Raw genomic sequence first — 24,288 nt, 5'->3', positions numbered from 1 at the left:
TTTATTTTATAATAAAGGAGCTTAAATATAAGAGAAGCATCAGTTTATGTATTTTCTATTTTCCAATAATAATTAGATATTAAATCTTTTGAGATACAACATCCAATTCAGCTACAATTTTTTATTATTTTGTTAGTTTCCTATACTTCATTGTAATATCATCCCATGACTCAGCAGTAAGAAAATCTTTAAATACGACCAGCCTGAATCTGAAACGTCTATGATGCTCTTTTGAGATCAGAGTAACTGGTAATTGGAATGACTGTCCAAGCTTAATTAACCAGTACATGCTGTCACCACTATTGCCGGCACCTCCGGCAAATTCATCTATCTCGCTACGAAGCTTTAATATTACTTTTTCTACAAGATAAACATTCCTACATTGTCTTACGTCATCATGAATGGTAGTGAAAGCACAATACTTTATTTCTCTCATGATATGCCGGGGTATCTTGTGATTCTGTACTGTGCTTTCTGGGATATGGTACCACTGAGCATTACCATCTTTGAAAGGTTTAACATAAGCTCTTCCTTTGGATTCAAATACGTCTGCAGCAAGTATCAGCTCGCTGTGACGATACTGTTTCATACCATATGGTGCAATTCTCACAGACTCCTGTAGATAGAGTTCATCAGCCTCTTTGTGTTCATATTGAGTGTGAAGATACTTGCCAAGTTGGCTTTTCAGGAATTCTGCAAGCCAGAGATTTTCCTGTCCTGGAAGCAGTGGGAAAGCACCGATACCTACAGTGTCGATAGAGTCTCGATACGGATTCTCAGACTCGGTCTGATTTTCAAACCATCCAGGATAAAGAGCAAATGCACCGATTATAGGGCGACTCTTATCAGTCTCACTATCTTCATCTGCCTCTGAGATATAGATAAGAGAATCACGGTATCGATGCATCTGATTAATTGCATCATCAGGTACAGTGTCAATTCCATTTCGAGGCCAAACTTTCTTCTTATTAGCATCGATACGGTATTTAGCATCAAACACCCACCGGACCTTATCTCCAGACGGCATTGTCACTTCAAGGAATATATCCGGTCGTTGAGTGGTAGTCCAAGAGTAAATCCTTTCGAAGTGTCTATGTTTAATACCGCTATAACTGGGTTCATGAACAAGAAGAGCCTTCATACCATCAGGGCGCTGCAGATAGAAAGTCTCATCTGTTTTCTTTAAGTTCTTCTCAAACCCTTCAATCTTCAACCTCTGAATAGAGCTTTTACCTTCTTCAAAACCTAATGTCATTAAAAGCCTACGAACTTCAAGCAGACACCATATCTCATAAAGTTGTTCTACAGATCGTACTGAAACAGATGCGTCAGAACCAAAGTAGTCAAGATAGAGCTTCATCTCCTGCCATATGCGATACACCTTTGCATACCCTGTACGTTGTTGTAGTACCAAAGACTCACGTATACGGCCATCATAATTCCCAATCTCACGAAATAGAGGCTCTGCAGACAGTTTCTCGAACGGCGTTACCAGTTCATGAAGCTCATCAAAAAAAGATGCTGACAGCCTTACATTCTCGGGTATCTGTTCAAGTACCTTTACACGGGTAGTAAACTGTTTTAATCTCTTCACGGAGTAGGACAACACCATCTTCACAAAGCGGTTCTCTGCTGTGTCGTACGAGAGCTTTCTTTTCTCAATACGGTACCGTTTGTCATACTGCTTCTCAATCATATTCTCTTTAATACGTTCTTCGAGCCTACCGGTTACTCGACCTGTTATCCTTTCTGCCTTTACCATTTTTACATCCGGAAGTAATCGACTATGTGGAGAGCGGCATATGAGATTAACCGCATTTGTTAGTTCATTAGCAAGTGACTTAAATTGAGCGATCCAAAGTAGTTCAAATGACTCATGACTTTTATTGGATCGTGACAACATGAAGTCTGTTTTCTGAGCCAGTGAGAATCGCCAGAGAGGATAAGTTGAGTCGATAACTTCACCTATTGTATCGAGATCACTCACCATATCCATCTTAGTAGGAAATACTTTAAAAGATAGTGAATCACGAAAAGCCTTGCTGTCTTTATAATATCTCAGACCTAGTTTAAACCAGCCAATGTTGTTCTTAAAGTTTACAACACCACGAACAACACTTTGGCCTACTGTTCTAAATCCATTCTCAATCTCATTCAGTCGATGAACTATAGGGTTCATATAATCTGGTTTATAACCGTTATAAAAATTGAATTCAAATTCATAGTCACGATTCTCATAACATAGAGGAGCTGGTATATTAATCTCTGTAGAGTTATTTGCAACATAGAGTGTCTGCTCTTCAAATACAACGTTCTCTTCACCGGTAAGTTGAAAGGAAAGGCAGACCTTTTCTGAAGGCAATTCTTTACCACGCTCATTCAGAACTTCAGAAAGCAACTCGCGAGGAGCAGTGTTGTTCCGTGTCCATATTATCAGTTCCCAGTGTTCACATTCAAAAGTGAGAATATCAGGCATAACTACTCTAAGCCCAGAAAGAAGTATAATGGTTCTGAACTAAGCGTTCCTGCATCCATGATATTTTATCAAGCGATTTACAACGACACGGCTCCGCTTCATCGCCATCGACTTTCTGATTAAAAAGATCAGGGCGGGTAATAATATCATTATCAGTTTCTAAAAGCCTCTTAAATTTTGTTTTGATAAGCTTGCTTAACTCATTGAGCAGGCTACTCTCATCATCCCCTGTAAAGCGAAGTTTTTCTGCATCACCTTCAATACGAGGTAAGACCTTCTGCATTAGATAATCGTCCCAAACAGCAACCAGTGATTGATTGTCTTCCGGCATGAAACACTTCACAGACAGCAGAAGTTCGTTCAAAGCTCGATAGGCTAGCTCGAATGGTGTTGATTTCAATTTGATGTTAATTTCAGAAAGGAAGGTGATCGACTTATCACCATTAGGGTCGGCAAGAACATCACTAAGATCACCAGGTGAGCTCACATGTGAAGCAGTATAGAAGCTAAGGATCTTTGGTTCTGTTTGAGGGACAAAAAACTCATTGAACCTGTTTGGAAAGAACTCTTGAAAATCCAGAGTTAAAGCACGGTCAATTACTTTACGGGAGAAACCATGAGTAGTCTCATCCATGTTCACCGTACCCGCAACAATGAGGTTCGGAGGAAGGGGGATACCTCCATTGCTAATAAAGGCACTCCAAAGGTCTTCATCAGCCCCCCCTTTAAGAGCTTTCATAACAAGCTCAAGATCATCGCTGATTATCGGCAGAGAGCTATACTCAGTATCGGTCCATTTACGTGACTCAAGTATTGAAAGATAGTCTGCAAAGTACTGCTCTACAGGAGCAAGATTCATCTCATCCAGACAGAGCCAGAATGGACGTATTCCTACACCAATATCTGTAAGCGAACCACTATTGTCGAACACTTCCTGCCATGCTTTTACAAGGAATTTGAGAAAGCCCGTCGGAACATATTTTGTGCCATCGATACGGCTTACATACCCCAGCAAATCTGATGGCTCGTGCCAGTCGGGACGGACTGCGACAAGTTCGTAGTTATCAGGCTTACGAGGGTCATCTGCAGTCCAGCCATTTGAACATGCCGCTTGCGCTCGAACAAAGCGAGTTTTACCGACACCCGAGATGCCTGCTAGGAGAAGAAAAGGTTTATAGAGATAGGTAAATGAATCATTAACATTTATAGCTTTTGACATTACAGTAGAATATTTATCTTGGATGTTTTTATAAATAGAAATGCTGGTCTCATCTACAAAAAAATCATGAAGAAATTTTAGATAATTTTCCTTCCCAATTAACGCATTAGGAACACCACGGCTAGTACCATCGCTATACTTTTTCCATTTATCATTCGGTTTCTGCAACATTCTCTCAATTCTTTCAATCGAATCATGTATGTTGTCTGCATCAACTTTAAAGAGATTATTATTAAAAAAAGCATTATCCCAAAACAGTACAACATCTAATGATAGCAACTCACCATATGATTGTTTATAGTTCACCGGTTTATAAAACCACTCAATAAATTTTGAAGCTAAAAAATTACTTCTATTATTTTCATACTTACTTTCTCTGGAGTATATTCTAACTAATAAATCATTGGGTAACTCTACTTCTTTGAACTTCACTTCAGGCAACAAATCAGCTATTGCCGTTCTCTGTTCTGCGTTCCTCGAATATATCAGGTCTAATAATACAAAATATTGCTCTTTTTTTTCAATATATTGTAATGCGTCATTCCTGTTACCATTATAAGGTGTTAAGTCAATTGTTGTAGGATGCATTTGAATTTGACGTAATTCAAGATGGTGATTCAGAAGAACAGGAAACAAAACTAAAACACCATATTTTTTATGATCCTCTTCCTGGGGAAACAATAGTTTTGGATCTGATGCAACTAAACCGACTCCATATATTCCACGAATATTTAGAGCGTCATTTAAGCTTGCAAATTGACCTTGTCGATAACAAAAGACAATATCACCCTTAGCCATTTTGCTTCGAGAGTGGTCGTTTAATGGTGTGAATATAAGAGATTTTACAGATTTATCAGGAGATGTTAAATTAGTAAAACTATCTGAAGCACGTATAGTAAAATAATGTCTATTTCCACCATCACTATTGAAAAGAGAAGAAAACAATTCTTTACGACTTAATTCAGAATGTGATGAATCTATCCTGTTATGATAATATTCACTCAACTCATTATAGTATTGAGGATGCTTTTCTTTTATTTTCCCGATTTCAGAAAATAAATCACTTTCAAATTCACTGATTTTCACTTAAAATCCCCTTTTAACTTTGAACTGGAATTTCACCATTTCTATCCCTCATACTTAGTGGGGCAGTCTGCCGTTTAACGCCCGCCCCAGTTGCAATTCTGTCCCGTAGGTTTGTCATAGTTTTTAAGTATTCAAAAACTATGACAAAATAAATTGTCAGTTGCGTTCGTTTGTTATACCGTTGTTTACAAGCTCCATCTTTTTAGTGAGAAATCAATAATATCTTTATGTCTTCGAATTATTGAATTTTCTTTCCAAACACAATGACTTCCATCTTGCACTGCATATTTTTCAATTAAATATTGTTGTTTTAACAGTGGATTATTTTTATATGTGTTTAATTTATTCTTGAAAGGTATATTTCCAATAGAAGCATTATGTGAGCCTGAAATTAACATTAGATTTCCTAATGAGTTTAAACGTTTTTCAATAAATTCCTCACTGTATTCATTATTTACGGTGTCGTATCCTGACTCGATTTCCTCACCATCTGGTGGAGTTTGAGGGGATATATGTTCTATCTGTTCGTTTTCAATATTATATGAGTTTATTGAATAGCCTTTAATTTGAATTGATTCTTCATATTCCCATAATAAATATCGTATAACATTATTTCCATACATACTACCATTCAAGTAATTTTTAGTATTCTCATCTCCCCAATACCATGTTTGATTTAGTTGAATTTTTATTTCACTTCTTAGTTTTTTATTATCACCACTATATTCCAATAAAATAGTATTCAATCTTTCTTGAATATTTGCACGACTATTTATTAGCTTTGCTCTGAAGGTAACAATTTCCATAATTTGAAATAAATCATTCAATTCGTTTGACACGTCATTGTATTTATATGCTTTTATTATAAAGGGATAAACATAAGCTGGAATATTTAATCTTTCGATTTTGTTTGCGAATACTTCATTAGAAATCTCAAACTTCTTAATATTTGAAAAAGATCGATGCAATTCTTCAACATATTGCTTTATCCATTGAACCTTATCATTTGATTTCTTAAATTTATTCTTAACATCTTCAAGATTTCTGTACGTGAATCCATTTATATAAGCATTATTATGATAAAATAGAATACTATCTTCCGTTAATTGATCTAAATCATTTATTATCAAGTAGATAGATTTAAAGATATTTGCAATATATTCAATATTTGCTTCTACATCCTCAGTTGCACTGAAAACATACATTTGATACATGAAATAAGATTTGATCTTTTCCATGTTTGTAAGATCTTTTCCCCGATTATTTTCTAATTCAAACATTAATGCTGCATCTTTTTTGCCCTCAAGCCTTATAATTGTTAGTTCCGTTTCTTCAATTTTAGTTAATATCTTTGTTAAAGTGTCTGTGGGATATTTTCTTAATTGTATTTCAAAATATTTTTTTGCTTCTTGTAATCTTACTTGCGAAGGTGTTGATGTATTGAACGCAGAATTATTTTCAATAATAATTGAATCAAAGCAAGCTTGATCATAAGCAACTGGCCGAAGTTTAATTCTCCCGTTATTCTTTATATATAATGATTCTTTTTCATTTAAATCTATCTCAATTATTTCACCACTATTTATTCTTTCAGAAAAAATATTTATTAAGGCCCTGAAAAAAATTGTTAGTGTAGTAATCCGTTGTTGCCCATCAATTATCTCATATTTTATATTCTTCTGGATTTCTTCTAATAAAACATTTCCATAGAAATAGTTGTTATCTCCTTCTATTTGTTCTTCCAAATCTTCAATGAATGTTTCCCAGTTCTCTTCGTCCCACGAATAGGCTCTTTGATAAACTGGAATTTCATATGTTTTTTGAGAGCTGTCAAAAAATCCTAATATTGTACTTTGTTCAAATTGCATTTTATTTCCTTTTCTCTAACCGTATAACTATTCACTCAAAAAACTCATTTCTATACTCAATAAACAATTCCACAGCCAAACCGCGTCAAGGATCGTAGTGGCGCTCGAAGAGCGGTCCGCAGGACGAAACCCACGAAGAGCCTGCCCCTGGCAACGCCAGGGAGACGCCCTAAAACATCTTTCTAAAAGGAAATAACCCATCCCCACTCAAAAACAATCCTTTCTACCCCTAATACATCTCCCCCAACACCCGGGCAGTCCTCTTTATCCTCTCAATCAACTCAGCCGGCTGCACAACTCTTACCTCTCTCCCCCATCCCATGACCCACTGCTCTATGGTCTCTATCTGGCTGGAGGTGAAGCTTAAGGTCAGGGAACCATCCTCCAGCTCTTCCGTCTTCTGCTCTTTATGCAAGGTCTTTTCTCTGATAAAACCTGCCGCATGGGGGGAGAACTGCAGGACAAAGTCATACTTATCCTTCCGGCTGTATATGCCCCACTCGGGGTCTATGTAATCATCCAGTTTGAAACCCGGGGGGAGGATGAAAGACTCCTGTGTTTTAAAGGGGTCCTTCATACGGCTCAGGGCATAGGTTCTGATCTGATCCGTCTCTTTAATATGGACAATGATATACCAGCTGCCTCTAAAAGCGACCAGGTAGTAGGGCTCCAGAAGCTTCTCTTCATAATCTCTGTTATTAGGTTTACGGTAGAGGACACGGACAGATCTGTTCTCCCTGACGCAGTCCATCAGGACCTTCCACACACCCGACTGAAGGAGGGTCTGCTGCTCGGTGATCACACTGACCCGGTTGTTGATCTTAGACAGGTCCACCTTCACCTTATCGGGAAGGTAGGCAGAGAGACGGCTGAAGGATTCCCTCAGCTGCTCGAACTCCCCTACCGCATTAAAGTGGTTTAGAATCTCGCTGGAGAGAGTCAGAGCCAGGGCTTCCCCCTCTGATAGGCTGACAGCGGGGAGAAAGTAATTCTTGTCGGAGTAGTAGTACTGATCGTCCAGGCGGTTATATTCCAGAGGGGTATGGAGACGGTCTCTCATATAGGAAAAGTCCCGTTCCACTGACTTGCCCGAGACTTCAAAGCGCTCCACCATTTCCTGTTTGGTGCAGCTGCCTCTATCACGCAAGATGCGGTCTATTTCAAGTATCCGTTCCAGTTGGTTCTTACCCATGTGAGTTGTCACTCTCCCAGTCCCTCTACTATATCAGTAAATGCCTATGTACGCATTTATTTTTCATAATAATAATGAACAAATAGTTGTCCTTTTTAGTTACAGAAGCTCTGAAGCGTGATAAGAGGGATTATTTTTCCTGATCAGGCAGGGCTTCTGACTGCGAAGTTAGACTTCTTCAGGGACATCAGATGAGGAGGGAATTGGTTTGGAGGAGGTTTTTATGCTTTATATGGGGAGATTACTTAACGGTTGTGGGGATTTAAGACAGGGGTGACAGGTGCAGAAACGTTAGCAACCGGCATTAACCGAATGGACTGAAGCATCTGAGCCGGCGTTAGAAGTTATTTGGAGTGGGTGAGATTACCCTTCTTTTATATCATGCACCGATTCAGAATATACAGGAAAGGGGATAACAGTTATATCCTTTTGCTCTGATGTCCATAAATCCAATTTGGACTGCATATTCAGCCAACTTTCAGGAGAGGTTTTAGTTGCCTTTGCAATACGGGTTGCCATATCTGGACTCAATGATGCTTTCTCGTTAATAAGTTCAGAGAGAGACTTTCTTGAAACACCTAAATCTACAGCAGCCTTAGTAACAGTCAGCCCAAGTGGTACTAATATATCTTCTTTTATAACATTACCCGGGTGAACAGGTTTACGTCTTTCGGTCATAATAGATCTCCTAATGATAGTCCCTATAATCAACAACATAAGCATCACCTTCTTCGAAGAAGAAAGTAACTCTCCAATTCCCATTAACCCAAACCGACCAGATCTCCTTCTCGTTACCAGATAATTGATGGAGCTTGTATCCTGGTAAGGCCATGTCCTGTACTGTAATTGAAGCGTCCAGGCGGTCAAGGATACGTGCCAGTTTCCTGGAATGATCAGGTTGAATACCCTTCTTGCTGCCTGAGATGAAAAACTGTTCAAGCCCTTTGTGCTTGAAGGATTTTATCATACATTAAATTGTAACCCGCAACGTTACGGGTGTCAATAAATGAGAAGGTTCTTTTCCAATATAACAGCCAGGTATGACCCCTCATCCCCTGGTTGAAATTCCCCATACTGTTATTTTGAGAATTCCAGGGCAATTAAAGCCGCTCCCCGGGCATCACTTAATGCTTCATGATGATTAAGTGGAATATTGTAATATTGACAAACATCACTGAGTTTATAATGTCTCAATCCTGGTAATTTCTGTTTTGCCTTCCTGCTAAAGACTGGCTTATCTGCTCCATCAGGAAGAAGTTATGTGAACCTGTAATAACAATCGTTCCCTTCTCTTTAAGGTGATCAACATGGGTTTGCAAATAGGACATTAAGGGGGGTACGCGTTGAATCTCAGCATAACCGTACATATTGTCAATATGAAATACAATCTGTACAGATTTTATCTTTGATTCACCATGACTATGCCCCCTACCCCCCGCCTCACCCGGCGCTCGTTAGGGACTGGAAGGGCGCCAAAGGCGGTCTCGGAGAGACGGAACCCCTGCAAGGCCCGCCCCCGTCAGGGGAAACGCACAGAACACACTTAAAAGTTTCAAATGATTTCAAGGATGGACTCTGTGGGACGGCCCAGCCTGGCCTTGTCTCCCTTGATGACAATGGGACGCTCAATCAGTATGGGATATTCAACCATTTGTTTCAAAATCCCTTCTTCTGACCCTGCTATCTCTATACCGAGTTTTGAGTATTCCCCCTGGCGGACGAACTGGGATGGCTTGAGCCCCAGTTTATGAGAAATCTGCTCCAGTTGTGCTGCTGACAAGGGGTTTTTCATGTATTCAGTCACCTCAGGGCTCAGGCCCTTTTTGTTGAGGAGTTCCAGGGCGGCACGGCTCTTGGAACACCGGGGATTATGGATGATTTCGATTGTGGGCATGAGGTCTCCTTTTATTAACTCTACGTGATATGAGCCGACAAAACCAAATGTTATGAAGCCTGTGGCACTTTAAAAAATAATTAAAATATATATCTTTGAAAATCAAATATATATGAACAAAAATTGATCAAGAAGTCTAAATATAGTATGATATAAAGACTTACGGAGGCTTTTATGAACTTAAAGGAAGATATTAGATCAATCTCCTATGTAAAGACAAATGCTGCAGAAATGCTTAATAGGGTAAATGAAACCCATAATCCAATAGTGATAACGCAAAATGGAGAAGCAAAAGCGGTATTACTTGATACAAGATCATATCAAGATATGAGAAATAGTCTTGGAATAATGAAATTATTGTCAGAAGGTGAAAGAGATGTTCAGAATAAGAACCTTCATGAACAAGATGATGTTTTCAACGAAATCGAAAATAGATTATTCAAAATTAAATAATTCCAGGTATGAAATATGTATAGCAAAATACAATGGACAGAAACGGCTAAAAGAGATTTGAATGACATAATTGACTATATCGCTAACGATGAAATCCAAATTGCAAAACAACAGTATTTTAGAATAAAAGAGAGTGCTGAAAAGTTAAAATCCGTTCCAGAACAAGGAAGAATTATTCCTGAATTATCAAATGAAAACATATATAAGTACCGTGAATTAATAATCTCACCATGGCGTCTTATGTATAAAATTGAGAATGACATAATGTATATTCTAGCCATTATTGATGGAAGACGAAATATAGAAGATATATTGATGAAAAGACAATTAAGATAAATGGGATTCATAACAAACAATTGTAGTAGAACTACCTACTGTCATGGTTTCTGCATTCGCACAAAGACACTGGGCATATGTCCTGGTATTTTTGTGTTGCCGGAGACTGGTCCAGACAGCCCGGAGATCCTCCGGGAGAATGAGAGCCATTGCCACGATGCCGGATTGATTTCTTCTTTTTTGAAGAAGGGCTCTACATGAAGTTTAAGTAATGATCCTGTATCTCCTGGCTGAGTTTAACCTTCTTTTCATTGGAATCAATATTGCGAATTTCATCCAGAATCGAGACCGGGCCCGAAAGGGCCTTCCCCGATCTGCCCAGCGTCAAGGATCGAAGTGGCGCTCGCCAGAGCGGTCCCGAAGGGACGGAACCCACGCAGAGCCTGGCCCTGGCAACGCCGGGGAGACGCCCAGAATCTCTTCTATTCCATGTGTAGAAAAACAGCCGGTGCTAGACAACAAAACACGGCAGATGTATATTGTGAAACGTTGCCTAAGGACTGGAATTCCCGCTTTAATCCTTCAAATAGCAGCCTCCTGAAGAAGAATGATTTAACCCAAGGAGATCATCATGAATCAAACAAACTACAGAATTGACAACCTTGGAGAATGCCGTATTCCCTCCCCCCTCACCTCTTTAGTGGCAGGTGCAGATGAAGAGGCCCGGATTATGCTCGATCCTATCTTGAAAAAAGGACAGGTTAATCACCAGGAACCCTCTTCCCTGGAGCTCTCCGGCCCCCGGCGAAAAATATTTTTTACTCCTGAAAAAACTCGTGCAGCCATTATTACCTGCGGTGGACTGTGCCCGGGGCTAAACGATGTGATTAGAAGCATCACCATGGTCCTTTGGTACCGCTACGGTGTACGGAATATTTTGGGACTCCGCTATGGATATGAGGGACTTAATCCTGATTTTCACCACAATCCGATTCAACTGAACCCGGATGTGGTTGAGGACATCCATCAGAAGGGGGGGACGATTCTTGGCTCCTCCAGGGGCCCTCAGGATGTGGGAGTGATGGTCGATTATCTCCAGGAGATGCAGATTGATATTCTCTTTACCGTGGGGGGAGACGGCACCCAGAGAGGAGCCCTGGATCTTGTAGAAGAAATAAGTCGCCGTGGTGCCAAAATAGCCGTAATTGGGATACCCAAGACAATTGATAATGATATTTCCTGCACTGAGCGCACCTTTGGTTTTCAAACAGCAGTGGCTCTGAGCCAGCCGTCTATAGACAGCGCCCATATGGAGGCAAAGGCTGTGCGCAATGGGGTTGGCCTCGTCAAGCTGATGGGCCGTGATTCAGGTTTTGTCGCCGCCTATGCCAGTTTGGCTTCCAGCGATGTGAATCTACTCCTCGTTCCGGAAGTCTCTTTTTCCCTTCCAAAGGTGATGCATTTTCTAGAAGAACGGTTGAAACAGAAGTCTCATGCTGTGATTGTGGTTGCAGAGGGTTCTGGAAAGGAGCTTTTGCCCCCGGATGGACAGGATGCCTCAGGGAACGAAATATTGGGTGATATTGGTGTGTTCCTCAAGCATGCCATTCAGGCTCATTTTAGGCAGAACGGGAGGCCGGTTTCGGTTAAGTATATTGATCCTTCCTACACAATCCGCTCGGCCCGTGCCAATGCGGATGATTCCGTGTTTTGCTTTCGTCTGGCCGAAAACGCAGTGCATGCTGCCATGGCAGGAAAGACAGGGATGGTCGTAGGACTCTGGAACGGACATTTCGTAGATATTCCTTCTATTGAAGCCGTACGCCAGCGGAAAAAGATAGATCCTTCCAGTTCCCTTTGGACCAGCATTTTGGATAATACGGGGCAGCCGGATTTGATATAGAATGTATGGAGTTCTGGATATTTTATATTTTCTTACTTAAAAAGATCTTAAATCGTGAAATCATCTCTGAGCTTACTTTGAGGATATGATTCTTACCGTTTGCTTTGGCCTCTAACATGGCATAATCCGCCAAGTTTATGATCTCATGGAGCTCCGATTCTACAAAATCATCTGTGTTTACATACCCGATACTCCCCCCCACTCTGCATTCTTTTTTCTTATACAAAATGGGTAATTGAATTATATTGAGTATTTCTTCTCCAAAATTTCTTTCATTATTATCAGTAATCAATAAGAACTCATCTCCTCCCATTCTGTAAATATTTGAATTGGGGGCAATTTTGCTTAATCTTTCTGAAATACTTCTTAAAACGACATCCCCTGCATCATGGCCATAGTTATCATTTATAAACTTAAAATCATCTAGATCGATGAAATAAACGATCTTGCCATTTAGTTTTTCTCTTTTATGATAGTCTTCAAAGAGTGAATTCCTATTCTTTAGTTTTGTTAAATGGTCTGTTTTAACCTGCAATTCTAATTCATTATTTTTTATTTTAATGAGTAAAACAATGGATAGAATGATGATTACGGTAAAAATCAAGCCTATCAAAATATAGTTTCTGAGCTCATTCTCTTTACCAAGATTTTCTGAATATTCCTTATAATAGGCAAAAATGCTTTTGTTTTTATATCGATCACTCACGATTAAGTCTAAATTAATCTCTTTCATACCCTTATCAAGGATATGTGATAATTTCAGACCCTCTTCTGTTTTAGCTGTGAAAAATGCATAATTCTTTATTTTATCATGCACTGAGTATAATATTTCAAAGTCAAACCTTTGATTATTAAAATACTCTTCAATGAAGACGGCCTCGTTATCTGTGATGACATCGATGTCATGGTTTTTGAGGGCCCTTAGAGCATCTTCCATGGTGTCAAAATATTGTACAAATGTATCTTTCGAAATATTTTCTAAAATAAAATCATTGATACCAGTCTGATCCTGCCCCGAAAAAACGGAGTATCAGTTAAGCCACATTTCCCGTTTCATAATACTTACTTTCTTTCTCATCAGGAGTCAACCAATTATTTGCTGAGTGCTTCCTGATCCTGTTGTAGTAAATTTCAATATACCAATAAAGATCCTTATTCAATTCTTCCATCGTTCGGTATTTCCGGTGATAAATCAATCGTGTTTTCAGTGTATGAAAGAATGATTCTGCAACGGCATTGTCCCAACAATTTCCTTTTCGGCTCATACTTTGGACAGCATCCACTGACTCTAAAAGGGATCTGAATTGTTCTGATGCATACTGGATACCTCGATCGCTATGAACAAGCATTCCCTTTGGATTATTATTCCGATATAGATATTTTTTAAAGGCATTACAGGTAGAGTCCGCAGAGAGACTTTTGTTAAGATCCCAGCCAACAACTTTACGAGAATAAAGGTCTATAAATACAGATAAATACATCCACTTGGATGCAACCTTGATATATGTGATATCCCCAACTACGGCTACATTGGGCATTTCTGGATTAAAATGACGATTCAAAATGTTGTCAGGAATCCATTCTTTATGATCTGAATCTGTTGTAACGACAAACTGCTTCTGTATCTTGCATCTAAGCCCCATTTCCTTCATAAGAGCTGCTACACGGCTTCTATAGACAGTTTTATACTGAGGATCATCATGCAAATCCTCTGTGATCAAAGGACTTCCTGCCATTTGTTTGTGCTTAATATAAAAAAGCTCACTGATCTTGGTCATCAGTTTTTCTTTGGCTATCCTTCTGGAAGATTTTGATCGTCCTTGCCAGTCATAAAATCCGCTCTCAGAGACATTAAGATTATGGCACATTCTCACCACCGGAAATTCAGAGCGACACTCTTGTATAAAGAAGTATTTCATTTCGGTGTTTTGCTGAAAATGGCCAATGCTTTTTTTAATATATCGCGGTCCATCTCTGCATCATAAAGCTGCTTTTCAAGATCTCGAATCTTTCTTTGATCAGGAGTCAAAGCCTCGATTCCATTACCAGGAAATGCCAAGTTACCATTTGTTGAAAGTTGACGCTTCCAGTTCCCAATCAAACCATTAGCAATTCCCAAGGATTGCTCTACGCTGTGAGCTGTCCGACCTGGTTCTTCTGAAAGTGCTATCGCGTTTCTTTTGAATTCTGCATCATAGCGACGTCTTTTTTTCTCATTCATAGTTATTACCTCATTTTATTAAAAATCGGTCTTAACTACTACTCCGGGAAATCAAGGCAGGATCAGTCTTATTAATTAATCCAATACGATATTTGGCAATATCCGAAAGTTCTCTAATGACTATATGATTATCTATGGAACCAATAATGGCGTAGTTAACCTGAAAATAGGTTTCATTGGTAAAGTAACCATATTCTAATCGATCATCATTTACACTAGCACCACCAAGCACATGAACTTTATTATTTTTTATCAAATCAAGCCGGTCATGCCAGGATAAAGAAGCTTCTCTGATTATTGTAAAGTGAAAATCTAATACCTGGGAGACCTGTTTCATTGCTTCAACAGCAATACCAGCAAATTCATTTGTTTGAATATCAAAATATGAAATAGGAGGGTACTCATCGTCAACAATCATTTGGATTTCTCCAAGATCCTGCAGAAATTGTCTCTCATCTGCTGTTAGTATGTCATTCTCAGCAAATGCCATTGAGATATTTAAGAGTTGAATGAAAATAAAAAGGATTACCCTTGATTTGTACTTCCTGCTCAGATAACCACTCCTCATACTGTTCTTAAAAAGCTATATCCTATAATATTCTGTAATAAATTTCACATATAATTAATTTTAGACTGATATTAAGAAAGTATCCTCTTTGGATCGCTTCTTTTCAATTATTTAATTAGTTATTCTCATTCATCATAAAAAAAGATATGTATACCAACTGTGATGAGCCTCTGGTCAATTTTTTCAACCCTATAATAATAAACATTTTAATTTTTATGATAATCATGATAACCTTCAAGTATTCATTATTATTTTTGATTTAAAGGAGTTGTTATGGGTTCTATGTTAATTTCAATCATTGTTGTCGTTTATTTATTAATTATGATGGGGGTTGGTGTCTTTGCCAGCAAGAGGGTTAAAACATCAACCGATTTCGCTCTTGCGGGAAGGAAATTAGGCCCTTTTCTTCTGGCTGGAACTTTGGCTGCCACGAACATCGGTGGTGGTACGTCTCTTGGAATCGCCGAAAAAGCATTTGGTCAGTGGGGACTCTCCTCTGTCTGGTATGTGATTACAGCGGCTATAGCTTTTATCGTTCTTGCCTTTATTGCCCCTAAATTAAGATCTACAATGTCTGTTACCATTTCTGACTTCTTTGAAAAGAGATATGGACCTGCCAATGCTCTTGTAACAGCCCTGGTAATGTCACTTCCCATGATTGGTTTGACAGCTGTTCAAATTATAGCCTCTTCGGTCATTCTCTCTGTTATGACCGGCTGGAGTTATGTTATTTCCGTTCTGATTGTAACCGTTGTTGTCACCATCTATTCAGTTATGGGGGGACTCTGGGGTGTGGCTATTACAGACGCGATTCAAAGTACCTTAATCCTCGTAGGAACTGCTCTTGCAGTTCCTTATGCCATGCATGCTGCAGGAGGATGGTCTACAATAGTGTCCCATATCCCAGAACAACAGATGTCCTTTACGGATGGAATCGGCATTAAAACAATCATATCCCTGACCTTAATGTACATTGCATCCTTTGCTGTTGGTCCCGAAGTTATACAAAGATATTATGGAGGACGGGATGAAAAAGCCGTTAGAAATGGGTCAATTCTTGGTGGACTCATCTGCATCGCCTATGCGATTCTCCCAGCTGTTCTGGGTTTAGCAGCTTTTGCCATGGTTCAACAGGGAATTATAGATACTGCTCTAATAACGTCCCAGGGTACCCGCTACATTCTCCCGGTTCTCGCAGTTCAAACGATGCCTCCCATATTGGTAGGAGTCCTCTTTGCCGCTCTGATATCGGCTACAATGTCCAGTGCCGACTCGGATATGCTGGCAGCGGGAACAATTATCTCCAATGATATTTATAAGAAATATATAGATAAGAAAGCAGATGATAATAGATTATTACTTGTCAACAGAATCGTGATGATCATCTGTGGTCTTCTTTCAATGGGGATTGCCTTGACCAATACCAAGAGCATTATTGGAATCCTTATGTTCAGCTTTAGCTTAAGAGCAGGTGGAGCCTTTATCCCCTACATTGTTGGTCATTATTCAAACAAAGCCGGTGCAATTGCATCTATGGCCAGCCTTGTAAGTGGTAGCGTCGCTGTTCTCCTCTTCCAAACAAAGATCTCTTTCTTCGGAATGGATCCTGTTGTACCGGGAGTTTTGATCAGCGCTGTTGTCTTCTTTGGAATTACGGCTATTGCCGGAAATAAAAAGACAGTCAATGAGATAAAATAGTTACCATCCCTGCCGGAATTTTATTTTCGGCAGGGTTTATTAGATTTAGACTGGATCGAACTCGTACAGTTCCAGCCTTTTTCCAGATGACCCACATTGCTTGTCCTGGCGGTTCTCCCACAAATATTTTTCTAATTTCGGGACTGAAGCACATTGTCTCCCCCTTCATAGACTGATGAATATTACATTTCCAATATAAGTGAAAATCCAATACCTCAGAGACCTGTTTCTGATGTTCTATTCTGTTTTATGGCTTTTTATTTGATTTCTCCATTTTGACTTTGTACAATTTCTCTAAGTTTCATATGTGCAAAATTTTATAGATTCCACCGGCTGATAACAAAGACTAATGCCGGGGGCGGGAAATTCCCGTCAAAGATAACTGTCCTGTTTCGCTATACTCAATAAATCAGGAGATGATCCATTATGAGTCTGTGGTCAAATTATTTCGTTGCAAAAACGATAGAAGAAGCTATTGCAGCACTTTCGGAAAAGCCAGAGGAAAGCTGCCTGGTAGCGGGAGGAACAGATCTACTGCTTGATCTTCAGCAAGGGCCTCATAAACCGGTGGATACATTGGTGGATGTATCTCAGATCGCCGAACTTTCAGTAGTGGAAATTAGGGGAGAAACCCTGTTTATAGGGGCCGGGGTGCCGGTGAATGTGCTGGCTCAATCTGATCTTGTGAAAGAACATGCCCAGGGGGTAACAGAGGCATGCAGACTGATAGGCGGTCCCCAGGTCCGAAACAATGCTACCCTCGGAGGGAATGTAGCTCATGCCCTTCCCGCTGCTGACGGCATGATCAGTATGGTGGCTATGAATGCGGTAGCAGAGATTGCCAGCATGGATGGAGTCCGCCAAGAGCCGATTCTGGACCTGTTTCTGGGCCCGGGGAAATCGGCATTGCGCCCCCAGAAAGACATTTTGAAAGGATTCTCAATCTCTTTACATAAAAATGGTCAGTCTTCAGCCTTTAAGCGGATCATGAAACCCCGGGGAGTCGCCCTGCCTATTTTGAATATGGCCATCTGGCTGGATCGTGAAAAGGACATCATCAAAAATATCCGCATTGCCGTAGGGCCTGCTGGTCCGGTACCTCAAAGGGCCTCAGCTCTTGAACAGCGGGCCAGGGGACAAATACTGAACTCGGAACTTCTATCTGAATTGGGAAAAATGGTACCCGAAAGTTTCAGTTTTCGTAGCAGTGCCCAGCGCTCCGGTGCAGCGTACCGTTATGATCTTTGCGAAGTCCTGCTTGAAGATCTTTTAAAAACAGTCTGGCAAAGAGCTGAAGAGAAGGAAAAATTATGAGTAGCAATACTATCAACTTCACTGTGAATGGCAGCAAGGTAAGCCTGAATGAAAAACCGGGTGAGATGCTTTCAGAGCTATTAAGATACCGCCTGGGTCTCACGGGGACCAAAGTTGGCTGTAATGAGTCAGAATGCGGTTCCTGTACAGTTCTTATCGACGGAGAACCCGTTCTTTCCTGCAGTTATCCCGCGGCAAAAGTGTCGGGACATGAGGTTCTGACCATTGAAGGTCTTGCCATGAAGAAACCGGACTCGGGGTGCAGCTGCGGTGGGTCCTGCAAGAATTCAGGTGAACCTGGTAAAAAGCAGGACGAGACGGAAAATAGTGAAAGATACACACCCTCTGATTCTGCATCCGGACATCTTCATCCTCTGCAGGACGCTTTTGTTCAATACGGAGCTGTACAGTGTGGATTCTGTATTCCCGGACAACTCATGACCAGCTTTGCCCTTCTCACTCGCAATCCTGATCCTTCTACCGACGAAATCAAGGAGGCCCTGAAAGATACCCTTTGCCGCTGTGCAGGTTATCCTTCCATAATCAAGGCTGTAAAAGCAGCGGGTAAAGCCATGCGGACAGGGACTCAGGTAGAACCTCCTGCGGACATTCCGACTTCACTAATACCGCATAAAGCGGTGGGAACTCTCAAACCGCGTATGGACGGTGCTGATAAAGTCACCGGACAGGCCCACTATACGGATGATCTGTCTTTTGATGGAATGCTTCATGCCCGGGTGAAAAGAGCCATGGTGCCCTCTGCTATTCTTAAATCTCTGGACATCAGCCGGGCCCTTGCACTACCCGGAGTAGAAGCCGTGCTGACAGCCTCTGATATTCCTGGAAAACCCAACCATGGAGTGATTTATAAGGATTGGCCCATCCTTGTGGCCGAGGGGGGAAAAGTCCGGACTGTCGGTGATGCCATAGCCATTGTCGCGGCCGTAAGCCGTGAAACGGCAACAGAGGCCCTCGATCTCATCACAATGGAATTTGAAGAACTACCGGTGATTGATAACCCGGTTCAAGCTGCAGAGCCGGGGGCTCCGAAAGTACATGACCAGGGGAATTTACTGAAACATATAGAGGTCCGCAAAGGACAGATGGACAAAGGTTTCAACCAGGCCGATGTACTTCTTGAACATACTTTTAGGACGCCCAGTCATGATCATGCTTTTATAGAACCTGAGTGCAGTATTGCCCGTCTCACTTCAGATGGCCGGATGGAAATCTATGTGGGGTCTCAAATTCCCTACGAAGACCGTCAGCAGGTAGCCGAAGCCCTGGGAATTCAGGAAAGTCAGGTGAGAGTCAGAGGTCAGCTCATTGGCGGCGGATTTGGAGGGAAAGAGGACATTGCCGGTCAAATTCATGCAGCCCTTCTTGCTCAGGTGACAAAAAAGCCTGTGAAACTACTTTTTGACCGTCATGAAAGCCTCATAGTACACCCCAAAAGACACGCGACCATCATTAAGATCCGGATGGGAGCCTCCAAAGATGGAAAATTGACCGCCGTGGATACACAGTTATACGGAGATACCGGAGCCTATGCCTCTCTGGGCGACAAAGTCATGACAAGAGCCACGACCCACTCTTCCGGTCCCTATGATGTCCCTCATGTGAAGGCTGATTGTTTTGCCATGTATACCAATAATCCTCCTGCAGGAGCCTTCCGTGGATTTGGAGTACTTCAATCGGCTTTTGCCGTAGAAAGTGCCATGGATATGCTGGCGGAAAAACTGCACATAGATCCTCTGGAATTGCGGAAGATAAATGCCTTAAGAGAAGGCAGTGCCACGAACACAGGCCAGATTCTCGGTTCCAGCGTTGGACTTCTGGAGTGCATTGAAAAAGTGGAAGAAAAGATAAAAGCCCTTTCAGGGGATGACCCCTTTGTTCCCAAAGCAGACCCTCATGCGCCCCATCTGGTCACAGCATGGGGAATCGCCGTCGCCTACAAAAACACAGGACTCGGTGGTGGAGCTCCGGATAAAGGAAGTGCAGAAATAGAACTCTACAACAACGGCATTTTTGAAGTCAGAACCTCATCGGCCGAATTAGGACAGGGCCTGCCTACGGTACTTCAGCTCATTGCGGCGGAAGAACTCTCAGTTTCACCTGAAACCATCAAGGTTTTACTTTCAGACACAGACCTCACACCTGACGGCGGCCCCACAACAGCCTCAAGACAGACCTATGTGGCGGGAAACTCGACACGGCAAACAGCCATTGCATTCCGGAATTTGATCATAGAAGTATTATCTGAACAATATGGTGTACCTTCCGAATCAGTGACGTTTGCAAACGGACAGGCAGTGGTGAAAAACAAGAAACTGACAATGAAAGAAGTGGCAGAAGAGCTGAGAAAAGCCGGCAGGCCAAATCGGGTTCAAACTGAATATATGGCACCTGAAACAAGCCCTCTGGGAGAAGGCGGAGATATGCATTTCGGCTTTTCCTTTGCCGCCCAGGCCACGGAGATAATGGTCAACAAAAAGACTGGCGAAATAGAGGTTCTGCGTTTGATAACAGCCACAGATGTTGGTGCAGCTATCAATCCTCTCGGTTTACGCGGTCAGATAGAAGGAGGTGCCATGATGGGCATCAGTCATGCCCTCTTAGAGGAATTTATTGTGGACAAGGGACATGTTGTTACAGACAGACTAGCCCGGTACCGCATAGCTCCCATCACCATGACTCCAGAAATTATACCCATTGTTGTGGAACATGGCATAGATTCAGGTCCCTACGGCGGAAAAGGTGTCGGCGAGATTGTCACCATACCGACCTCCCCGGCCATCGCTAATGCCCTCTACAATGCCACAGGAGTCCGGGTAGACCGGATACCTATAGACCAGGAATATGTATTGAAAAAAATTGGGGAGCTGAAAAGTAGCAAATCATAAATGAAAGCAGACAGAGGATCATGCAGTCAGAGACCGCATTATTCACTAAGGGTACTGTCAACAACGCCTAAAATTTCAACTTGGGTAAAATATATCAGGATCAATGGTCACAATTAGGAGGAGTATCGCTTTGAAAAAGATTTAAAAAAATCAGGTCTTAGTTCTCCACCAGCATCCTGAGGTTTAATCAGTAAAGGGAATCACATCCTATGAAAATAAGATAACCCCTCTATACAAATATTTGCTCTATGCTTCTTGAGTCTATGTATTAGACTTTAAAGATATTAATGACATTCATAATTGCTTCAATATTTTCATTATTCTCTTTGCCGAGGTCATTTACTTTATCTGCAGCTATCTTAATTTGGTCAACATTTGAAGTAATTTCATTCATACTAGTAGATACTTCATCTGAAATCAGACCAAGATTATTACTTTCTTGAAATATTTCCTGACTTCCTGTTAACATCTCATTTGATCCAGACTTGACCTGCGTTGTAATCACGTTAAGTTTTCTTACGGCTTTTAATATCTCATTACTATCAGAATCTTGTTTTTTCATAGAAATTTGGATCTGATTTTCTATTTCTGATACTAATCTTATCTTATTATCTATTGCTGTAAATTGTTTTTGAATGATTACTGTTGCCCGTGTTAATTTATTCATTGATTCATTGATTTGTTTAACGGCGCTAGTAACTGTTTTTGCTTGAGCCCCTGAAGATTCAGATAATTTCCGTATTTCTTCAGCAACAACAGCAAATCCTCGACCAGCATCTCCTGCATGAGCCGCCTCAATAGCTGCGTTCATAGATAGAAGATTGGTTTGACTGGCTATAGCTTGAATTATAGAACTGATATTAAGGAGTTCTTCTGATTTGATTGTTACCTCTTGAATACTTTTTGAAACAACTTCAAGATCAGATTTTCCATTTTCTGAAGCTAGAATCAATTCATTCATATTGTCTGCATTGCTTAATAAATTATTTGTTACAGAAGAAATATTCGCCATCATTTCTTCAATTGCAGAAGAGGATTGAACTACATTTGAGGCTTGTTTGTCTATTTGTGAATTTAGATTTTCAATATTGTGTGATATCTGTCTTATAGTTGCATTCGTCTCTGTTATACTGTCAGATTGATTCACTATTTGATTTTTAATACTTGTTTGATTCGCGCTAATTTGATTTATTGCAGAAACTGTCTGATTTATGGTAGAGAAGAGATTATTGCCTGTTTCTGTTAGAGCATCGGACTTTCTACGAATTGTTAGAATTAAACTTCGAATATTTTGTATCGTACTATTGAAATATTTTATCATTTCTCCAATTTCATCTAGACTAATTAATTCAATAGATTTTGTTAAATCACCTTCTCCTTCTGAAATATCTTTTAGTCGTTCACTAAGCACAGATAAAACTCTAAGAATAGTAACTTTAGTGATTAAAAATGATATTAATCCAACAATTATACCAGCTATTATTGCTCCTATACTGAAGAGATAAAAACACATTTGATTCTTAAATGTTACAAAAAGCATCGTATAAAAAGGAAATACAATACCGATTATAATACCAAAAGAAATAGTAATAAATAAATTATTCTTAACAATACTTTTTCTTTTACTACCCACACTAGAACTCCTGATATTGTTATGACTTGTGCGTAGCGTCCATGGGACACCGACTTAAATTGCAGACTGTGTTCACCAGAACTGACAATTTAAATATCACCAATATTTAGTTATGCTAATATAAAAATCTAAATCGATGCAATGGAATCTCATAGAGAGTTCTGTATAATATATAGATTTTTACTAAAGGATTTGTTAAATCAATATATTATAATTTTTGTCAGATTTTTTAAAATACATAAGATACCATGAAACACTATTTCGAAAGTCATTATCTAGCTACCGTATTATTTAATAATATAAGATGAATATATTATGATGAGCCTAATTAGATTAAATGTTTACTAGAATACAGATATTAAATTTTAGTTCTCAAAATAACCATTGATAGCCTTAACGGCCGGATGGTTCCTGTCGGAAAACTTAAGAAAATACTCTTTTGCCTTCAATAAGTCTTCAAGACCTTTATCTTTATTGTAAAGAAGCCCGACATTCCCTTTCTGAAAGTAGAAATTGGCCAAAGTCTCATCGTTGTTGCTATTTTGAACAATACAGTCTTCTAATATCGAGACTATTAAATCTATTTGACCGTTATCCTTATATATAGGAATCAACTGATTACCCACATAGGAGTTGGCCGGCTCAATCATCATAAAGTGTAGAGTTCGTTCTTTGGCTTTATCAAGATCACCTGTCTTGATCAGTGAGTCAATGTAAGAAGGATATGCACGATAATCCATAGGATTGGCCTCTAACGCAATATCGAACATCAACAAAGCATCTTTGTAGTTCTCTATAGCATGATAAAGAAACCCTGCAAAGCTATAAGCATCAATACTTAGATTCCTATAAAGATAGCCTTCTGCAGCGACTCTTACGTACTTTACAGCCTCTTCTAATAGGCCATTCCGATATAGAATGAATCCATAGTTAAAGTTAGCAGCAGGATTATTGCCATTCAAATCCAGTGCTTTACGAAACAGCTCTTCTGCCATTTTCATATTCTGATCCTGAAAATAATAGGTCCCCAATACTGTCAGTGATTCATCGTCATAGAAATTGTTATCAAAGCATTCTGAAAGATTCTTCCTACTAAGCTCCGAAACATCACCAAAGCTCTCGTTTAGGGAATTTCCATAGCCCATGATTACGGAGTGGTAGTATAAACCAAGCTCATGTAGAACTTTAAACCTGTTGTCATCTAGAAAAGGCGTAAGAATCTCTACAGTATCGAACATATACATATTTAACTCTCCAGAGCCCGTACGCACTTCATCCAGATTTTCATCGTTCTCCAAGTCTTTTAATCCCCACATAACATGGTTCAAACTTTGACCGAAATAATTTCGAAAAATCTTTGATTTCAAGATTACCAAATCTAAATCTTCATTATCAGGGTCTTCAGTGTATAGATACTGTATTGCAGAGTAATATTTTTCTTGTTCTATAAGTTCAAATGTTTTACCAAATACATCACTATTCTCGCCATAAACTAAAAAACAGATATAAAGTAGAATTGTTGAGAGAAAAAGTTTCTTTTTCATTGACTAACCTTAAAATATATTTTTATACAACCATAGT

The 24,288-nt window shown here is 40.0% G+C and carries 19 protein-coding genes and 1 pseudogene; 7 read left to right on the top strand and 13 right to left on the bottom strand.

Annotated features, from left to right (window positions below):
- Positions 1 to 124: 124 nt before the first annotated feature.
- From EXM22_RS04750 to arsC, 8 genes are all read right to left on the bottom strand, one after another.
- On the bottom strand, positions 125 to 2,476 hold the full coding sequence (locus EXM22_RS04750; RefSeq protein ID WP_149485410.1) for a DUF2357 domain-containing protein: 2,352 nt from the start codon (positions 2,474 to 2,476) through the stop codon (positions 125 to 127).
- Positions 2,477 to 2,483: 7 nt separating this feature from the next.
- Positions 2,484 to 4,781 carry an McrB family protein gene (locus EXM22_RS18330; RefSeq protein ID WP_210411554.1) on the bottom strand — a complete coding sequence of 766 codons (2,298 nt, stop codon included), beginning with the start codon at positions 4,779 to 4,781 and terminating at the stop codon, positions 2,484 to 2,486.
- Between the two features lie 185 nt (positions 4,782 to 4,966).
- Complete coding sequence (locus EXM22_RS04740; protein WP_149485409.1) at positions 4,967 to 6,649, bottom strand: DUF262 domain-containing protein; 1,683 nt, start codon at positions 6,647 to 6,649, stop codon at positions 4,967 to 4,969.
- 229 nt (positions 6,650 to 6,878) lie between these two features.
- Entirely contained in the window at positions 6,879 to 7,841 is a 963-nt protein-coding gene (locus EXM22_RS04735; RefSeq protein ID WP_149485408.1) for a helix-turn-helix transcriptional regulator, read from the bottom strand.
- Positions 7,842 to 8,204: 363 nt separating this feature from the next.
- Positions 8,205 to 8,519, bottom strand: coding sequence for a HigA family addiction module antitoxin (locus EXM22_RS04730; protein ID WP_149485407.1), 315 nt, complete (start codon positions 8,517 to 8,519; stop codon positions 8,205 to 8,207).
- A 10-nt stretch (positions 8,520 to 8,529) separates the two neighbouring features.
- Positions 8,530 to 8,808, bottom strand: coding sequence for a type II toxin-antitoxin system RelE/ParE family toxin (locus EXM22_RS04725; protein WP_149485406.1), 279 nt, complete (start codon positions 8,806 to 8,808; stop codon positions 8,530 to 8,532).
- Between the two features lie 223 nt (positions 8,809 to 9,031).
- Positions 9,032 to 9,208 carry an AAA family ATPase gene (locus EXM22_RS04720; protein WP_149485405.1) on the bottom strand — a complete coding sequence of 59 codons (177 nt, stop codon included), beginning with the start codon at positions 9,206 to 9,208 and terminating at the stop codon, positions 9,032 to 9,034.
- 185 nt (positions 9,209 to 9,393) lie between these two features.
- Positions 9,394 to 9,735, bottom strand: a complete 342-nt coding sequence (arsC, locus tag EXM22_RS04715) for an arsenate reductase (glutaredoxin) (protein ID WP_149485404.1) — start codon at positions 9,733 to 9,735, stop codon at positions 9,394 to 9,396.
- A gap of 174 nt (positions 9,736 to 9,909) precedes the next feature.
- Here arsC and EXM22_RS04710 point away from each other — a divergent pair, with 174 nt between their 5' ends.
- The 4 genes from EXM22_RS04710 (at position 9,910) to EXM22_RS04695 (ending at position 12,367) form a co-directional block, all read left to right on the top strand.
- Positions 9,910 to 10,188 carry a type II toxin-antitoxin system Phd/YefM family antitoxin gene (locus EXM22_RS04710; RefSeq protein ID WP_149485403.1) on the top strand — a complete coding sequence of 93 codons (279 nt, stop codon included), beginning with the start codon at positions 9,910 to 9,912 and terminating at the stop codon, positions 10,186 to 10,188.
- A gap of 15 nt (positions 10,189 to 10,203) precedes the next feature.
- Entirely contained in the window at positions 10,204 to 10,524 is a 321-nt protein-coding gene (locus EXM22_RS04705; RefSeq protein ID WP_149485402.1) for a type II toxin-antitoxin system RelE/ParE family toxin, read from the top strand.
- 251 nt (positions 10,525 to 10,775) lie between these two features.
- Positions 10,776 to 10,961, top strand: coding sequence for a hypothetical protein (locus EXM22_RS04700; RefSeq protein WP_149485401.1), 186 nt, complete (start codon positions 10,776 to 10,778; stop codon positions 10,959 to 10,961).
- Between the two features lie 134 nt (positions 10,962 to 11,095).
- Positions 11,096 to 12,367, top strand: a complete 1,272-nt coding sequence (locus tag EXM22_RS04695; protein WP_149485400.1) for an ATP-dependent 6-phosphofructokinase — start codon at positions 11,096 to 11,098, stop codon at positions 12,365 to 12,367.
- A 22-nt stretch (positions 12,368 to 12,389) separates the two neighbouring features.
- Here the strand turns inward: EXM22_RS04695 and EXM22_RS04690 are convergent, their stop codons facing one another.
- From EXM22_RS04690 to EXM22_RS04680, 3 genes and pseudogenes are all read right to left on the bottom strand, one after another.
- Positions 12,390 to 13,184 (bottom strand): GGDEF domain-containing protein, encoded by a 795-nt coding sequence (locus EXM22_RS04690; protein WP_168203345.1) that lies wholly within the window; start codon positions 13,182 to 13,184, stop codon positions 12,390 to 12,392.
- A 217-nt stretch (positions 13,185 to 13,401) separates the two neighbouring features.
- Positions 13,402 to 14,588: pseudogene (locus EXM22_RS04685) on the bottom strand (IS3 family transposase).
- A 31-nt stretch (positions 14,589 to 14,619) separates the two neighbouring features.
- Positions 14,620 to 15,078 (bottom strand): transporter substrate-binding domain-containing protein, encoded by a 459-nt coding sequence (locus EXM22_RS04680; RefSeq protein ID WP_168203344.1) that lies wholly within the window; start codon positions 15,076 to 15,078, stop codon positions 14,620 to 14,622.
- Between the two features lie 351 nt (positions 15,079 to 15,429).
- On the opposite strand from EXM22_RS04680, the gene EXM22_RS04675 reads away from it, so the two are divergent.
- From EXM22_RS04675 to EXM22_RS04665, 3 genes are all read left to right on the top strand, one after another.
- Positions 15,430 to 16,854: a sodium:solute symporter family protein gene (locus EXM22_RS04675; protein ID WP_149485397.1), complete on the top strand. Its 1,425-nt coding sequence runs from the start codon at positions 15,430 to 15,432 to the stop codon at positions 16,852 to 16,854.
- A gap of 426 nt (positions 16,855 to 17,280) precedes the next feature.
- Entirely contained in the window at positions 17,281 to 18,168 is an 888-nt protein-coding gene (locus EXM22_RS04670; RefSeq protein WP_149485396.1) for an FAD binding domain-containing protein, read from the top strand.
- Entirely contained in the window at positions 18,165 to 21,074 is a 2,910-nt protein-coding gene (locus EXM22_RS04665) for a molybdopterin-dependent oxidoreductase (RefSeq protein ID WP_149485395.1), read from the top strand. Before EXM22_RS04670 ends, EXM22_RS04665 begins: the two co-directional genes overlap by 4 nt.
- A 268-nt stretch (positions 21,075 to 21,342) precedes the next feature.
- Here the strand turns inward: EXM22_RS04665 and EXM22_RS04660 are convergent, their stop codons facing one another.
- Both EXM22_RS04660 and EXM22_RS04655 read right to left on the bottom strand, forming a co-directional pair.
- Complete coding sequence (locus tag EXM22_RS04660; protein ID WP_149485394.1) at positions 21,343 to 22,707, bottom strand: methyl-accepting chemotaxis protein; 1,365 nt, start codon at positions 22,705 to 22,707, stop codon at positions 21,343 to 21,345.
- 365 nt (positions 22,708 to 23,072) lie between these two features.
- The gene (locus EXM22_RS04655) at positions 23,073 to 24,251 is read right to left on the bottom strand and encodes a tetratricopeptide repeat protein (protein ID WP_149485393.1); all 1,179 of its coding nucleotides are present in this window, start codon (positions 24,249 to 24,251) and stop codon (positions 23,073 to 23,075) included.
- Positions 24,252 to 24,288: the final 37 nt, after the last annotated feature.

Origin of the sequence: Oceanispirochaeta crateris (assembly GCF_008329965.1) — a bacterium.
GTDB classification, from domain to species: domain Bacteria; phylum Spirochaetota; class Spirochaetia; order DSM-2461; family DSM-2461; genus Oceanispirochaeta; species Oceanispirochaeta crateris.
Note: the sequence above shows the minus strand (reverse complement) of the source record. Positions and strands in the feature narration are given on the sequence as shown.